This is a genomic window from Streptomyces sp. T39, assembly GCF_008042045.1.
In the GTDB taxonomy this organism is placed as follows: Bacteria; Actinomycetota; Actinomycetes; order Streptomycetales; family Streptomycetaceae; genus Streptomyces.
The window spans coordinates 1-14,532 of sequence record NZ_RDBP01000264.1 but is presented as its reverse complement, the minus strand read 5'-3'; the positions used below and the strand labels follow the sequence as shown (position 1 = coordinate 14,532).

12 protein-coding genes and 2 pseudogenes are annotated in these 14,532 nt (G+C 74.7%); 2 read left to right on the top strand and 12 right to left on the bottom strand.

Annotated features, from left to right (window positions below; translation table 11 throughout):
* Positions 1–6 precede the first annotated feature (6 nt).
* Positions 7–201, top strand: a pseudogene (locus EAO77_RS38030) (DNA glycosylase AlkZ-like family protein); the annotation flags it as partial.
* On the opposite strand, the pseudogene EAO77_RS38025 reads toward EAO77_RS38030, so the two are convergent.
* From EAO77_RS38025 to EAO77_RS38010, 4 genes and pseudogenes are all read right to left on the bottom strand, one after another.
* Positions 154–957, bottom strand: a pseudogene (locus EAO77_RS38025) (winged helix DNA-binding domain-containing protein); the annotation flags it as partial. The pseudogenes EAO77_RS38030 and EAO77_RS38025 sit on opposite strands and share 48 nt — an antisense overlap.
* Before the next feature lie 82 nt (positions 958–1,039).
* The gene (locus EAO77_RS38020; RefSeq protein WP_410088773.1) at positions 1,040–1,780 is read right to left on the bottom strand and encodes a PIG-L deacetylase family protein; all 741 of its coding nucleotides are present in this window, start codon (positions 1,778–1,780) and stop codon (positions 1,040–1,042) included.
* Positions 1,781–1,787: 7 nt separating this feature from the next.
* On the bottom strand, positions 1,788–2,324 hold the full coding sequence (locus EAO77_RS38015) for a DUF6879 family protein (RefSeq protein ID WP_147992821.1): 537 nt from the start codon (positions 2,322–2,324) through the stop codon (positions 1,788–1,790).
* Between the two features lie 45 nt (positions 2,325–2,369).
* The gene (locus tag EAO77_RS38010; RefSeq protein WP_187283628.1) at positions 2,370–3,680 is read right to left on the bottom strand and encodes an MFS transporter; all 1,311 of its coding nucleotides are present in this window, start codon (positions 3,678–3,680) and stop codon (positions 2,370–2,372) included.
* Positions 3,681–3,772: 92 nt separating this feature from the next.
* Here EAO77_RS38010 and EAO77_RS38005 point away from each other — a divergent pair, with 92 nt between their 5' ends.
* Entirely contained in the window at positions 3,773–4,228 is a 456-nt protein-coding gene (locus EAO77_RS38005; protein WP_147992819.1) for an SAM-dependent methyltransferase, read from the top strand.
* Positions 4,229–4,293: 65 nt separating this feature from the next.
* Here the strand turns inward: EAO77_RS38005 and EAO77_RS38000 are convergent, their stop codons facing one another.
* The 8 genes from EAO77_RS38000 to EAO77_RS39625 all read right to left on the bottom strand — a co-directional run.
* A complete protein-coding gene (locus tag EAO77_RS38000; RefSeq protein ID WP_147992818.1) occupies positions 4,294–6,072 on the bottom strand; it encodes an FAD-dependent monooxygenase in 1,779 nt (592 codons plus the stop codon).
* Positions 6,069–6,593 carry a truncated hemoglobin gene (locus EAO77_RS37995; RefSeq protein WP_147992817.1) on the bottom strand — a complete coding sequence of 175 codons (525 nt, stop codon included), beginning with the start codon at positions 6,591–6,593 and terminating at the stop codon, positions 6,069–6,071. Before EAO77_RS37995 ends, EAO77_RS38000 begins: the two co-directional genes overlap by 4 nt.
* Positions 6,594–6,603: 10 nt before the next feature.
* Positions 6,604–7,713, bottom strand: a complete 1,110-nt coding sequence (locus EAO77_RS37990) for a GNAT family N-acetyltransferase (RefSeq protein ID WP_147992816.1) — start codon at positions 7,711–7,713, stop codon at positions 6,604–6,606.
* Positions 7,714–7,896: 183 nt separating this feature from the next.
* Positions 7,897–8,235 carry a hypothetical protein gene (locus tag EAO77_RS37985; RefSeq protein WP_147992815.1) on the bottom strand — a complete coding sequence of 113 codons (339 nt, stop codon included), beginning with the start codon at positions 8,233–8,235 and terminating at the stop codon, positions 7,897–7,899.
* Positions 8,236–8,520: 285 nt separating this feature from the next.
* Positions 8,521–9,753, bottom strand: coding sequence for a beta-ketoacyl-ACP synthase II (fabF, locus tag EAO77_RS37980; protein ID WP_261994351.1), 1,233 nt, complete (start codon positions 9,751–9,753; stop codon positions 8,521–8,523).
* Positions 9,750–10,019: an acyl carrier protein gene (locus tag EAO77_RS37975; protein ID WP_147992814.1), complete on the bottom strand. Its 270-nt coding sequence runs from the start codon at positions 10,017–10,019 to the stop codon at positions 9,750–9,752. The genes fabF and EAO77_RS37975 overlap by 4 nt, the downstream gene beginning before the upstream one ends.
* Positions 10,016–12,640 carry an aminotransferase class III-fold pyridoxal phosphate-dependent enzyme gene (locus EAO77_RS37970; protein ID WP_147992813.1) on the bottom strand — a complete coding sequence of 875 codons (2,625 nt, stop codon included), beginning with the start codon at positions 12,638–12,640 and terminating at the stop codon, positions 10,016–10,018. The genes EAO77_RS37975 and EAO77_RS37970 overlap by 4 nt, the downstream gene beginning before the upstream one ends.
* Before the next feature lie 118 nt (positions 12,641–12,758).
* Positions 12,759–14,532, bottom strand: a 1,774-nt coding sequence (locus tag EAO77_RS39625) for a hypothetical protein (protein ID WP_222723759.1), incomplete at its 5' end; no start/stop codon positions are given.

The following is a 14,532-nucleotide window of genomic DNA, read 5'->3' as shown; positions in this document are numbered from 1 at the left end:
CGCCTGGTGACCCTGCGCTCCACCGTCCACACCCACACCGCCGACGACTGCCTGACGCTGCGCCCCCTGGTCCAGGCGGCCCGCGACCGCGAACTGCGCCAGTTCCGCGCGGGACTCACCGGCGTCGACCCGACACGCCTGGCCCGCGTCGTGCGCGACCTCGTCGAGGAGGAGCCGCGGACCATGAAGCAGCTCCGCGAGGCCCTGCTCGTCGCGGAAGACCAGGAGCCGTGGACGCAGGCGTTCGAAGACCTCGCGCATCCGGGTCAGGCCCGACCAGGTCTGCATGTCCTTGACCGAGGCGGGTCCGAAGGCGCCGAGGTAGCGGAGCACGGTGTCGTCGGCGGCGGGCGCGGGCTCGGCGGGGCGGCCCAGCCAGTGTTCGGCGGTGGTCAGTTCCACCTGTCCGCTCGCTCCCCACAGTCCGCGCGGGGTGACCTGGACGAGCGGGAGGGTGCAGCGGGCGGCGACGGAGAGCGCGAAGGGGTCGGCGTCGGGCCAGTGGACGAGCAGGGCCTCGCGGAGCTGCTTCATGGTCCGCGGCTCCTCCTCGACGAGGTCGCGCACGACGCGGGCCAGGCGTGTCGGGTCGACGCCGGTGAGTCCCGCGCGGAACTGGCGCAGTTCGCGGTCGCGGGCCGCCTGGACCAGGGGGCGCAGCGTCAGGCAGTCGTCGGCGGTGTGGGTGTGGACGGTGGAGCGCAGGGTCACCAGGCGGGCGACTTCGCGGGCGGCCATGGCCGCGGAGAGCTCCCGGGGGTCGAAGTCCGCGAGGCGGGCGGCGAGGGCGAAGTAGGGCGGCTTGACGTTCTGCGCCTGGAGCCCGACGAGGTGCGTCACCGCCTCGCGGGCGGTGGGCCGGGACTCCGCCGCGCGCCGGAGCAGCAGCTGACGTTCCAGGGTGGCCCGGTTGAGGGCGCGGGCGCCGAGCACGGGAGGGTTCGCCTTGGTGGCCATGTCCTGACGGTACCGGGCCTTGCGGACAGCATGTGTCCGCAAGGCCCGGTCCGTTCCGCTCCCGGCGGGTCCGTCGCCGGCGTCAGACGCCGATCAGTTCGAAGGCGATGGCGGGGATGCCCCCGAACCGTTCGCCGAAGGTGCGCACCTTCTTCTCCAGGAAGCCCCGCGCGTCGGCCATCGGATGGCCGGGGCCCAGGTCGTCCAGGTAGTCGAGGTAGGAGCGGTGGGCCTCCAGCGCGGCGACCCCCTGGTCCATGCACCCCGTCACGTCGACCGCGTGGCCGGCGAACGGGGAGCCGCCGACCGCCACGTAGCGGACGCCCTTCCACGGTTCGAGGCCCTCGGCGGCCAGTTCGGGGAAGATCCAGCGGTTGCCCGCGTCGCTCGCGGCGTCCAGGAGCGCCCGGCCGACGTGGCGGTGGTCCGGGGAGTTCCAGTCACCGCCCCGCCAGCGCTCGTGGAAGTTGAGCGTGACCAGGATGTCGGGGCGGTGCCTGCGGATGGCGGCGGCGATGTCCCGGCGCAGCGGCAGCCCGTACTCGATGGTGCCGTCGGGGTGGTCGAGGAACGCGATCTCCTTGACGCCGACGAGTGCGGCGGCCCGGATCTCCTCCTCCTCCCGGATGCGCCCCGCTTCTTCGGGCGTCAGGGTGTCCATGCCCGCCTGTCCGCGGGTCACCATCAGATAGGCCACCTCGCGGCCGGCCGCGGTCCAGGCCGCGACGGCCAGCGCGGGACCGTACTCCAGGTCGTCGGGGTGGGCGACGACGGCCAGCGCGCGCTGCCAGTCGCCGGGCATGGGTGCGTAGGGTTCGGCCACCGCAGGATCAGCCGTTCGACCCGGCGGGCGTCCACTCGGGCGTGTAGTCCGCGTGGTCGATGCCGCGCTTCCAGGCCGCCTCGAAGGAGTCCGTGCACATCCGGGCGATGGCCGGGTCCTCGTTCAGCGTGTGCGGCCCCCAGGAGCCGTCGCCGTGGAATTCGGTGAAGCGGACCAGCTTGCCGTCGAACACCCAGAAGTCGTTGCCGGGGAAGAGCAGGTCCGACACCCGGCTGCGGGGCAGCCAGCGCACGTCCTCGCCCGCGGGGACGTTGACGATGGTGGTCGTCTCCCACTCGTACCGGATGAAGTCGGTCACCGGCTCGGAGACGATGCGCAGCCGGCGCCAGGTGACGCCCCGGGCGAGGGTCTCCTGCACGAGCTCGACCCAGTCGAGGTGCCGGTCGTACTCGATCGGCTTGCCGGCCTGCCAGTCCACGAACACCGGGCCCTTCGGTGTGTACGTGTCGCGCATCTCGAGGTGGATGGCCGAGTGCTTCGCCTGGCCGATCAGTTCCTTGAAGGCGGGGAGGTTACTGGACATCGCTGACTCCTCTGCACGAGCCGGACCCAACCGGCTGCCGGGGGCTCATTGTTGCGGCGCCGCCGTGCTCGGAGCGCCTTTCAGATTGCTCTCTTCGGCGGCCTGCGCGGCGGGTACGCGGGTGCGCACGGCCCAGCGCGTCACGGGTCCGCTGAGGGCGAGCGAGCCCGTGAAGAGCACGGCGAGCAGCAGCCAGCCGGCCGCCCCGAGACGGTCCGGCACGGTGGTCACCAGGACGGGGCCGGCGATGACGGCGAGGGCGTCCCCGGTGGCGAACACCCCGCCGTACTGGCCCTGTGCGTTCTCCGGGGCGAGTTCGTAGCGCAGTCCCCAGCGTGCCGCCTCGCCCCAGATCTCGCCGAGGGTGAAGAGCACGGTGGCGACGGCGAGGGTGGCCGCGGCCGCCCAGGCGGGGATGTCGCCGGAGAACGCGGCGACCGCGCAGGCGACGGCGAGCACGAGGAAGGTCCACTTCTGGAGGCGGCTCGCGCCGGCCACGGTGTCGGCGTCGCGGGCGACGTAGACCTGGAGGAAGACGACCATCAGGGTGTTGATCAGCATCAGCCAGGCGGCCATCGCGCGCGGTGCGTCGGTGTGGGTGACCAGCCAGAGCGGGACGCCGAGGGCGAGCACGGTGGGGCCGATGCGGGCGAGTCCGGACACCTGGGCGACCATGATGTAGGGGACGTCGCGGACGGCCGAGGGCTCGCGCGCGCCGCGTGGCTGCCGGGGCTGCGGGGGCACCTTGGGCAGACGCATGTAGAGCCCGGCGACGAGCACCATGGCGATCGCGTTGCCCCAGAACAGCGCGAGGTACAGGGAGCGCGAGTCGACCGCGATCACGAAGCCGGCGGCGAGCGAGGCCACGGCGAAACCGCCGTTGAAGACCGACCGCATGTAGGCGGAGAGTTTGACGCGGCCTTCGCGTCCCATCACGCCGGACACCAGCGCACCGCGCGCGACATGGCCGGTCTGCTCGGCGGTGCCGAGGAGCGCGGCCATGACGAGGTACAGGGCGAAGGAGTCGACGAAGACGGCGAAGACCAGCATCGCCGCCTTGCACAGGGCGAGGACGGCGGTCGTGCCGCGCGGTCCGAAGCGGTCGGCGAGGAAGCCGACGGGGACGCCGAGGACGAGCGCCATCACACCGGCGACGGAGAGCCCGATGCCGATCTGTCCGGGGGACAGTCCGACGACCCGCGCGAAGTAGACGGCGCCGCCCGCCATGTAGAGGCCGTTGCCGAGGCTGGCGACGGCCGTGCAGAGCACGAGAAGCCGCCCGGGCCCCGGTTCCGGCAGCAGCGCGGACAGAAAGGACCGCCGGCCCGGCCGGGTCCCCTGCGCGGATTCGGTCATCGGTGACTCCCGGTGCATACGAGGATTGACGTGGCGTCAGGACGCGGGCATGATCGGGAAAAACCCACACTTTTCCGGCGAAAGGCGATTCCATGCCGCATGCGTTCGTGCCCATCGGCGTCGTCCGCGGACCCCGGCAGGGGACCAGACAGGACGACTGGGGGGACGTCGAGTGCCGGATCGAGCTGAGCCCCGGCGAGCTGGAGCCGGAGGCGACGGTCGGGCTGTCGGACTACTCGCACGTGGAGGTCGTGTTCACCTTCCACCTGACCGACCGGGTGTGCCGGGGTACGCAGCACCCGCGCGGCAACCCGGACTGGCCGCGGGTCGGCATCCTGGCCCAGCGGGCGCCGAACCGGCCGAACCATCTCGGTGTCACCGTCTGCGAGTTGCTCGCCGTGGACGGGCTGACGCTGACGGTGCGCGGTCTCGACGCGCTGGACGGGAGCCCGGTGCTCGACGTGAAGCCGTATCTTCCCCGGTTCGCCGCCCGGGGCACGGTCCGCGAGCCGGCCTGGTCCGCCGAGCTGATGCGCGACTACTTCTGATCCGGGGCCCGTTCGGGGCGGGCCCCAGGGGCCGCGGGCCGGGGCCGTTCCCGGGGTGGCGCCGCTCATCCGGCGTCCTCCCCCACCGCGTCCGCGCCCCCGGGCGCTCCGGCGCACCGGGCGACGAGGTCCGCGCGGCCGGCGGCGAGGAGGGTGTCCGCCTCGTCCGGCGGCAGTCCGGGGTCCGCCAGCAGCACCACGGGCAGCACCCCGGCGGCGGTCAGCTCCTCCGCCCGCCGGGTGCGCGAGACACGGCCCGCGCCGGGCTGCGCGGGCACGGCGAGGAAGTCGAACCCCCGCCCGGCCGCCCTCGACGACAGCGCCGCCGCCCCGTCCCCGTCGCCGGCGAGGCCCGCCGCACCGGCGGCGCCGGCCGGGAGACCCGTCGCCGCGCCGGGGGCGTACCCGGCGGGGGCCGTGGCATCGGTGGCATCCGCGACCGAGCCCGCCGCACCGGGGGCGTAACCGGCCAGGCCGGCCGCACCGGCGGCGTCCACCAGCAGACCCACCGCGCGGGCGCCCGAAGCCCGCCAGGCGGACGGGTCGGCCCTCGCGTCGAGGAGGGGGCAGCGCACGGGGCCGTCCTCGGTGCGCAGCACCAGGACGCCCCGGGCGCCGGCGTCCGCGGAGAGTGCGGCCTCCGCGAGCCGGCTGGTCGCCGTCAGCGCGCCGACGGCCGCGGGCACCTCGCTCGGGGCCGTGGCGGTGCTCCCGCCCCCGAGGTGGGCGAGCGTCCGCGCGGCGAAGTCCGGGTCGCGTTCGCGCAGCCGGGACCAGGTGTTCATCCGCCGCCGGCTGCGCAACGCGAAGACCGTGCGGTGCCCGTCGACGCGACCGCGACGGCAGAGGGTCTCGAACCACTCGACGCTCTCCGCGGCCTCGGACTGCGCGGCCTCGACCACGGGCCTGCGTTCGCGCTCGTAGGCGTCGAGCGCCTCGGGGACGTCACCGGCGCCGGCGAGGGCGCGGGCGAGGCAGAGGGCGTCGTCGACCGCCAGGCTGGTGCCGGACCCGATGGAGAAGTGCGCGGTGTGGGCGGCGTCGCCGACCAGCACCCACCGCCCGTCGTGCCAGCGGGCGTTGACCACCGTGCGGAACGGCTGCCAGCGCGAGGTCTGGGCGTGCAGCGGCGCGCCGCGCAGCTCGTCGGCGAAGATCACGGCGAGTTCCTTCTCCGCCTCCGCCAGGGGCCTCTCCCCGCCCAGTCCGTGCGCGGCGAGGGTGGCGGGGTCCGCCTCGACGATGAAGGTGCTCTCCTCGGCGCCGTGCGGGTAGGCGTGGACGACCAGCAGCCCCGGGCGCAGGTCCTTGAGGACGAACTGCGGTTCGAGGCGCACGGGCGCGCAGGCCCACAGGAAGTGGGTCCGCCCCTCGGTGACGGTCGTGCCGAACGCCTGGACACGGGAGCGGCGCAGTGCGCTCCCGGCCCCGTCGGCGACGACCACCACATCGGCCCGGCCGGGGGCGGAGGCGACGGTGCCGCGCACCGCGCGCACCCGGGGGCCCGCCTCCGCGAGGGCCCGCGTGCGGGCGTGGAAGGCCCGCCGTCCGAGGCCCACGGTCCCGTAGGCGCCGGACCAGATGTCCTCGTCGCCGAAGCGCGTCAGGGTGCGGTCCCAGGTGCCGGTGGCGTCCGGTGGCAGGTCGAAGACGTCGGGGAACCCGGCCCGCACCCGGTCCATGAACTCGGTGGACATCACGATGCCGGCGCCCGGCCCCCGGCCGTCGCGGTCGTGGAGGTCGATGGTCACGTCCGGTCTCAGGCGCGAGAGCTCCAGGGTGAAGAACGCCCCCGCCGCTCCCGCCCCGACCACGGCGACATGCCGCAGCGGCGTGCCGGTCATCCCCGCGTCCCGTCCCAGTGGAAGCGCTCGCCGCGGGCCAGGGCGGCTCCCCGCGAGGCGGCCATCATCTCGCCGCTGGCGACCTTCATGATGGTGAGGAACTCGCCGAACTGCGGCTCGGGGGCCCCGATGTCGCGGCCGGCCCGGGCGATGAGCTCCAGCCAGCGCACCCGGTGGTCGCGCCCGATGAGGAAGTGGCTGTGCGCCTGGTGCAGCCGGGGGTCCCAGGCGGCGGTGAGGTCGTTGGCGCCGTACATGCGGACGAAGTGCCCGGCGAGGCGGGCGCTGTGCTCCGCCCAGTCGTCCGTGACGAAGAGCGGGACGAGCACCGGGTCCGCGGCGACGAGTTCGTAGAAGCGGGTGGCCAGCGCGTGGAAGAACGGTTCGCCGCCGATGCCCTCGTAGAAGTCCTCCACCTTGCGGTCGACCTGCTGCGGAGTCAGGTGCTCACCGGACTGGAGCCCCTGGTCGGCGACGAGCAGCACCTTGCCGTCGTGGTGCGGTACCGGTTGTTGCGGCACGGACTTCTCCTCATCGGTCGAGCAGCAGGGCTGCCGCGGAAAGGGTGTTGACGGTGCATCCGCGGAGCTTCTTCGCCTGGAGCGTCCCCAGGCCGTACGCCATCGACGTGATCCCGAGTCGGGGGGCGAGCTCCGCGGGCCGGTAGAACATCGTGGCGAAGTAGGTGAAGGAGGCGTCCGGGCGGTCGTAGTCGGTGCCGCTCATCAGCACGGTCCACTGCCCGCCGTCGCGGACGAGGATGCTGAACGAGAGCAGCGCATCGTCCTGGCGGGCCTCCACGACGGTGACGTTCTCGGGGCCGAAGTGGTCGCGCAGGTGGCGCAGCGAGCCGGCCTCGCGCTCGGCGTCCGGGACGCCGCCGTACTTGGTGACGATCTGGTGGCGGAGCCGGACCAGTTCCGGCTCCTCGTCGCGGACGGGCCGCTCGCCGACCACGACGCCGCGCAGCGCGATGTCGCGCAGTTCCCGGCGGACGGCGAAGCGGCGCTTGCGCGGCAGCGTGGCGAGGTAGCCGTCGAAGTCCTGCCAGGTGACGTCCATGTCGCAGCGGTCGACCATGGGGACGATGTCGAAGCCGCGCTCGCGCAGGGCGCCGGTGAAGGCGGGGAAGTCGGGCCGCAGGAAGAGGCCGGCCACGGAGCGCATGCCGTTGTCCCGGGCCCAGGCGACGAGTCCGTCGACCCAGCGGCCGACGGCCGCCGGGTCGTGGGCGTCCGGACCCGCCGGGGCGGTCTCGTAGTTGGGGAACATCAGCAGGCAGCACGGGAACACGTCCTCGGGAGCGCGTCCCCGCCACGGGTGCGGCCCCTGTTCGGCGACGCCCTCGCCGGCGCTGCCGCCGGAGAGCACCCGGAAGGGGTCGAAGCGCACATGGCCGGTGGGCTCCTCGACCGGGCCTCCGACGAGGGCCACCGAGGGGCCGTGTTCGCCCTCCAGCGCCAGCGTGCGGGCGCCGCCGGGGATGCGGCCCTCGGCCAGGGTGATCCAGCGGCGGCTGAGCGTCGCCGGGGAGCCGGGCCCGAGGAGGCCGTCCCAGTCGTCCGGTACGCCGGGGCGAACGGTGAAGGTGCCGGGCACGGGTCGCGCGGCGGGGGCCGGGGGGTCGTCCATCTGCGTCACGGCGGTCGTTCCTTCGGTCGTGTCCCGGCCGCCGTGGAGCCGGTGCAGGGCCCGGGGGCCCCAGGCCCTGCACCGGTGCTTGCGGTCGGCCGGACGGGGTCGGTTCACCCCTGGGGCCTCTCGTCCGGATCTCGGCGGGCTCGCGTGCCCTCATCCGGACGAAAGACCCCGGGCCAGGAGGGATCAGACGGCGGCCAGGTCCCAGACCTTGGTCGACTCACCCTGCTCGTGGGCGTCCCAGACCTGGATCAGGTCCCAGACGGTGAGCTCGTCCCACACCGTGAGCTCGTCCCACACGGGCAGTTCGTCCCACACCTTCAGCTCGTCCCAGACCGGCAGGCGGTCCCAGACCTTCAGCTCGTCCCACACGGGGAGACAGTCCCAGACCTTCAGCTCGTCCCAGACCTTGAGCTCGTCCCAGACGGGCAGGCGGTCCCAGACGGGCAGGCAGTCCCAGACCGGCAGCCGGTCCCAGACCTTCAGCTCGTCCCAGACCGGACGCGTGACGTGCATGTCGTGCATGTCGTGTCCTTCCGATGAGTGCGGCAGTCCGTTCCATTCCAGGAGTCACCGCCTCAACCGTGGGCCGAAGGGCGCAAGCCGCAGGCACTCGGGGAGCAGTTCCGCTCGCTGAGAAGACGGCCCTTCCTGGCCATGGCCCGGCCGGGGGCCTGTTCCGGCCCCCGGTCCGCCGAGTGTTGCAGAGCGGGCAAAGGCCCGTCTTCTCCCAGATTGCTCGGCGGCACGGAGCCGGGACCGGAGCCGGAGCCGCTCGCGAAAGCGCAGGTCACGGCGGGTCGCCGGGGGTCAGGATCCGAAGGCGAGCACCACATTGTGACCGCCGAACGCGAAGGAGTCGGACAGCACGGCCCGCAGCTCCGCCGGACGCGGTTCGGCGCCCACCACGTCGAGGCCGATGGCCGGATCCGGTGAGTCGAGGTTGAGCGTCGGCGGGACAATCCCGTGCCGCAGCGCCAGCACGCTCGCCACCGCCTCCACGGCCCCCGCCGCGCCCAGTGCGTGACCGGTCATCGACTTGGTGGCCGACACCGGGACGTGCGCGGCGGCGCCGCCCAGCACGGCCCGCAGGGCCTTGGCCTCGGCGTCGTCGTTGTAACGGGTGCCGGTGCCGTGGGCGTTGACGTAGGACACGTCCGAGGGCGCCCAGCCGGCGGAGCGCAGCGCCCGGCGGATCGCGCGGGCCGCGCCCGCGCCCTCGGGGTGGGGGCCTGCCACATGGTGGGCGTCGGACGTCCGCCCGTAACCCTCCAGAGCGGCGAGCACCTCCGCGCCCCGGCCCCGCGCGTGCTCCTCCGACTCCAGCACGAGGACGGCGGCGCCCTCGGACAGCACGAAGCCGTCCCGGTCGGCGCCGAACGGGCGGGCGGCGCGCTCGGGTTCGGCGTTGCGGAGCGACAGGGCCCCGGCCCGGGCGAAGCCCGCGACGATCAGTGCGGTGACGGGCGCCTCGGCGCCGCCGGCCAGCACCACGTCGGCCTCGCCGGAGACGATCATCTGGGAGGCCGTGATCAGCGCCTCGGCGCCGGAGGCGCAGGCGGTGACCACGGAGGTGCTGGGGCCGGTGATCCCATGGGCGATGGCGACGTTCGCCGAGGGCGCGTTGGCCATCGACATCACGACCGAACGGGCGCCGATCCGGCGCGGCCCGTCCGTCTGGAGCAGGCGGGCGTTGCGTTCCCAGCTGCTCGCACCGCCCGCGCCCGTGCCGATGACCACGCCCACCCGGTCGCGGTCGAGGGCGCCGAGGTCCAGGCCCGCGTCGTCGAGCGCGAGCCGGGTGGCGGCGAGGGCGAGGTGGGTGGAGCGGTCGGTGGCCAGCTCCTCGCGCCGCCCGGGGGCGAGGCCGGGGGGCAGGTCGACCTCGCCCGCGATGCGGACCGGAAGGCCGGTGGCGTCGAAGCGGGTGATCGTGCGGATCCCGCTGACGCCCTTCAGCTGGGCCTGCCAGAAATCGTGCCGTCCGGTGCCGATCGGTGTGACGGGCCCGACGCCGGTGACGACCACCCGCGGCCCGGTCACCGCTGCGCTCCGCTCCCGTGCGCGACGAGGTAGCCGACCACGTCGCCGACGGTGGCGAGCCCGGGCGCCGCGTCGTCGTCGACGGGCCGCCCGCTCTCCGCCTCCATGATCGTCAGCAGTTCGACCATGTCCAGCGAGTCGAGGCCGAGGTCCTCCTTGAACCGGGCCTGCGGGGTGATCTCCTCGGGGAGGAGGCCGAGTTTCTCCTCCAGCAGCTCGCTCACGCGGTGGAGGATCGCGTCGGCCGAGGTGGTTCCTGTGGTCATCGGTTCGTCCTTCGGTCGGAGGTGGGGTCGGGCGGGAGGGGTGCGGCGGGCGCGGTGACGGTGTCGGCGTGCAGCGCGAGATCGGCGCAGACGGCGGACACCGCGGCCACGAAGGCGTCGGCCTGGCGGTCGGTCAGGGTGAGCGGGGGCTGGATGCGCAGCACCCGGTTGCTGTTGGCCGTGACGAAGGTGAGCATCCGGTGGTCGCGGGCGAGCTGGGCGGCGAAGCGCAGGCACAGCATGTCCCCGAGGGAGGACTCCAGCGCCTCGCCGGCCCGGCGCACCGCGGTCCGCACGTCGTCGGGCAGCCAGTCGACGAGGCCGTGCAGATCGCCCGGGAGGCGGGTGAGGAGTTCGTCGGCGAGGGCGCCCGCGGCGCCGGAGAAGTCCCCGTCGAACTCGATGGCGTTCATCAGTCCGATGCCGCGCACCTCGCGCACGAAGCCGTAGGGGGCGCAGGCGGCGCGCAGTCCCTCGCGCAGCCGTGCGCCGGTCACCCGGGCCCGCTCGGGCAGGTTCTCCTCCTCCACGGCGTCCAGCGCCGCGAGGCCCACGGCGGCGGCGAGGTTGCCGCCGCCGAAGGTCGACGAGTGGAGCACGGCCCGGTCGGTGCTGCCGTAGGCGGCGTCCCAGAGCCCGGCGCGCACCAGGGTGGCGCCGATCGGGACCAGCCCCCCGGACAGCGATTTGGCGAGGCACACCACGTCCGGTTCGAGGCCGTCGTGCGCGGCGGCGAACATCGCCCCGGTGCGGCCCAGTCCGGTCTGGATCTCGTCGAGGACGAAGGCGGCTCCGGCGCGGCGGCACAGGCGCTGCGCCTCCAGCAGGTAGCCGGGCGGCGGCAGCACCACGCCGCCCTCGCCCTGCACCGGTTCGACGACGAACGCCGCGGCGCCCTCGATGACCCGGGCGAGGGCCGCCGTGTCGCCGTACGGGACGGAGACGACGTCGCCGAGCAGCGGCGCGAACGCCCGGCCGTGCGCCCGGCGTCCGGTGACGGACAGCGCGCCCATCGTCTTGCCGTGGTAGCTGTTGTCGGCGTGGACCAGGCGGGTGCGGCCGGTGCCGGCGCGGGCCACCTTGAGCGCCGCCTCCACGGCCTCGGCGCCGGAGTTGCCGAAGAAGACGCGCTCCAGTCCGCCCGGGGAGAGGGCGCTCAGCCGTTCGGCCAGTTCGCCGGTCTGCACCGGCACCGAGACGTACTGGCTGAAGGCGGGGGCGCCCCGCTCCAGGAAGGCGCGCAGGCCCCCGACCACCCGCGGATGGTTGTGGCCCAGGCTGACGGCCCCGTACCCGGCGACGAAGTCCAGGTACTCGGTGCCGTCCGCGGTGGTGAGCACGCAGCCCTCGGCGCGGGTGAACACCCGGTCCATCCCGTGGGCGGCGAACAGCCGGGACAGGGGCGGGTTGACGTGATCGCGGAAGCGCCGCCGGCTCGCCGCGGAGATGTCCTCGGCGGCGTCCGGTGCGCCGCCGGCGGCGATGTCCTCCGCGGCGCCTCGTGCGTCCACGGCGGCGCCGGTGACCGCAGGACGCGGCGTGCCGGGACGGGGGCGCGGGGTGTGGTGCGTGCCGAGCCGGGCGATGTCGTCGTCGGCGAGGGGGCGGCCGAACATGGCGAGCGGGGTGGGCAGGAAGCCGTGGCGGGCGGCGAGCCGGCCGATGCGGCGCACCTTGTCCACGTCGATCTCCCGGCCGAGGGACCAGTTCTCGGCCGTCCCCTCCAGGGCGAGCACCAGGGTCTCGGCGAGGCAGCCGTTGAGCTGCTGGGTGGGGGCGGGGAGGCCGCCGTCGCCGATGCGCACGGAGTCGGTGGCGCTGACGAGGCCGCCGTCCACGACCAGGACGTCGCGGCGTGCGGGCGGCAGCGGCGCGTCCCGGGGCAGGGCGACGTCCACGACCACCGAACCGGGGTGCAGCCGGGCGGTGTCGACGACCCCGCCCGACGAGGTCGCCGCCACGTACAGACGCGGGGCGGCGTAGCAGTGGGCGATGTCGTCCAGGAGCGCGACGCGCTCGCGTTCCGCCGGCTCCAGCCAGCGCAGCAGCCCGCCGGCGGCGCGCCCCCGGCGGACGACCAGTTCCAGGCGGTGCCCGTCGGCGAGCAGCAGCCGGGCGACGGCGAGGGCGATCGAGCCCGGGTAGCCGACGACCACCACGGGCGCGTCCGACGCCGCCGGGCCGAGCAGCCGCGCGCAGCGGCGCAGCGCCTCGTGGGCGGCGTAGGCCGTGAGCGCGTTGCCGCTGGTGACGGGGACGCCGGCCCGGGCGGCGGTCCACAGCCCGCGGTCGCCGACGATCGAGGTGGCGCCGCCCAGGCCGACGATCTCCGCTCCGGCGTCCCGCAGCGCGGCCACCTCGGCGGCCACCATCTCGCGGGACGCGGTGGGCCGCGCGAGGATCTGCTCGGCCGTGAAGGCCAGACCGCGGACCTCGCCGTCGCACCGGTCGCCGGTCGGCGAGGTGACCGAGGTGAGCATCGGCAGCGGGACGTGCAGCCGCCTGCCGGGCGCCCGCACGGTGCCGCGGTGGTCGTCGAGGAGGCGGCCCAGCAGGTCCAGGCCGCGCACCTGGTTGCGGTGGGCGGAGCTGACGGCGTGGGCCAGGAAGCCGAACTTCACCGGGCTCTCCTTCGTCTGGGAACGGGCGAGCGGGTGCCGGCGGGCGCGAGGGCCGGACGGCGGGACGGCGGCGGGAGGGGGGGGCGCGGAGCAGGGTGGGGCCCGCACGCGGGGAGGTTCAGTGGGCGGGGCGCCGGGCCATGGCGAAGGTCAGGTCCGGGAGGCGGTCGCGCTGCCAGCCGAGCGAGGAGAGCAGACTCAGGCCGTCGCCCTCGTTGTTGTGCGCCAGCGGCACGGTGTAGAGGTCGACCGTCCCGGGTCTGCGCAGGCGGGCGGCGAGTTCGTCGTGGTCGACGTCGTCGAGGCGGCGGCGGGTGACGGTCAGGCCGCCGTAGTCGGCCTGACCGTCGGCGTCCAGCAGGTGCAGGACCTGGGTCTGGCGCCCGGCGGCTCCGGCCTGCCGTCCCTCGCGGTAGGTGCGGATCACCGAGTGGCCGCCGTCGACCAGCCGGAAGACGCTGAGGTTCCCCGCGAGGCGGTGCCCGTTGACGGTGACCTCCTGCACCAGGGTGGGCACGATGTCGGGCACCAGTGCGGCGGCCCCGTCGCCGACGAACGCCAGGACGTTGTCGTCCCGGGTGAGCGCCAGCGCCGGCACCGCCTGGAGGGCGTCGCCCATCAGGGCCCTGCCGTACCAGCCGGAGAAACCGGGGCCGGTGCGGGGCAGGTTGCGGATCGCGGACAGTCCGCCGCGGCCGACGTCGAAGACTCCGGTCCAGCTGTATCCGTGGCGGCGGACGAGGGTGTCGAGCACCCCGCCGAGCCGGGCGAAGAAGTAGTTGGCGCTCATCGGCCGCACCGGCAGGGTGTGCACCACGTCGGAGGCACTGTCGCGGCTCTCCGCGATGGCGCGTTCGCGCCGGGCGCGCAGTTCGTCCGGCACGTCGAGCCGGCTGCGGACGGCGCGCAGGAACGCGGTCGCGTCGCACGCCAGCGGGTGGTCGGCGAAGGGGGCCAGGTGCCCGCGTTCCCGGGTCACCTGGACGATGCGCAGGGACCGGGCCAGGGCGCGCGGGGAGAAGGGGGTGGCGGCCTCGGGGACACGGCTGTTGAGGAAGAAGAGGCACTGCTCGTCCCGCGGGCGCAGGCTGCCCCCGCGGTGCAGGAAGTCGTGGACGCGGTCCGCGTATCCGTACAGCCCGAGCGTGCCGAGGTAGTACGGCACGGCGCGGCCGTCCCGGAACCGGGCGACGGTGCCGGGCCGGGTGAGCGAGTCGGCCAGGGCGATGCCCGCGCGGGACGCGATGTCGTGGACCAGGCCGTCCTCCTCCGCGTCGAGCCGCCCGCACTGCCAGAGCACCCGGTCCGGGCCGCGGTTGACGATCTCCATGACGGGGGCCAGCTCGTCCTCGCGGACGGCCGTGAGGGGCCGCGGCGGCGGAGGCGGCACGGGCGGGCGGCTTCCGGCGCGCGCCGGGGCGCGCAGCACCGCCGGCGTGGCGAGGAGGACGACGGGTCCGCGGTCCTCCTCGAACGAGGCGTACGCGGCGTGCAGTTGCGCGTCCAGGCGGGCCGGGTCGTCGAGGTGGTGGAAGGGGATGCCGCGGGCCCGCAGCACCTCGCGGGAGTCCTCGGCGGCGTGCACCGTGCCCTGGAAGGGGAACCAGGCGCCGGGTGACGAGTCGGCGCAGACGATGAATCCGCGGGCGCGGCTCTCCCGGAGGTTGGCCAGCGTGCCGCGGAACTCGTCGATCATCCCGCTGGTGACCACGATCAGGAACGGCGCCCCGTCGAGCTGCCAGCGGGCCAGCGCGCCGCAGGCGAGGCTGTGTTCGCTGGGTCCCCGCAGCACGGGGTTGCCGGCCCGGGCGGCGTGCTCCTCCAGGTCGCCGATCAGCCCCGACACCACGGAGCCGGTGTAGTAGTGCAGGCCCCACCGGGCGCCGGCCCGT

Excerpts from the sequence above, each read along its gene's own strand:
- EAO77_RS37975 (WP_147992814.1), bottom strand. The coding sequence starts at position 10,019 with ATGACCACAGGAACCACCTCGGCCGACGCGATCCTCCACCGCGTGAGC.
- EAO77_RS38005 (WP_147992819.1), top strand. The coding sequence starts at position 3,773 with ATGCCGCATGCGTTCGTGCCCATCGGCGTCGTCCGCGGACCCCGGCAG.
- EAO77_RS38000 (WP_147992818.1), bottom strand. The coding sequence starts at position 6,072 with ATGACCGGCACGCCGCTGCGGCATGTCGCCGTGGTCGGGGCGGGAGCG.
- EAO77_RS38010 (WP_187283628.1), bottom strand. The coding sequence starts at position 3,680 with ATGACCGAATCCGCGCAGGGGACCCGGCCGGGCCGGCGGTCCTTTCTG.
- EAO77_RS38015 (WP_147992821.1), bottom strand. The coding sequence starts at position 2,324 with ATGTCCAGTAACCTCCCCGCCTTCAAGGAACTGATCGGCCAGGCGAAG.
- EAO77_RS37985 (WP_147992815.1), bottom strand. The coding sequence starts at position 8,235 with ATGCACGACATGCACGTCACGCGTCCGGTCTGGGACGAGCTGAAGGTC.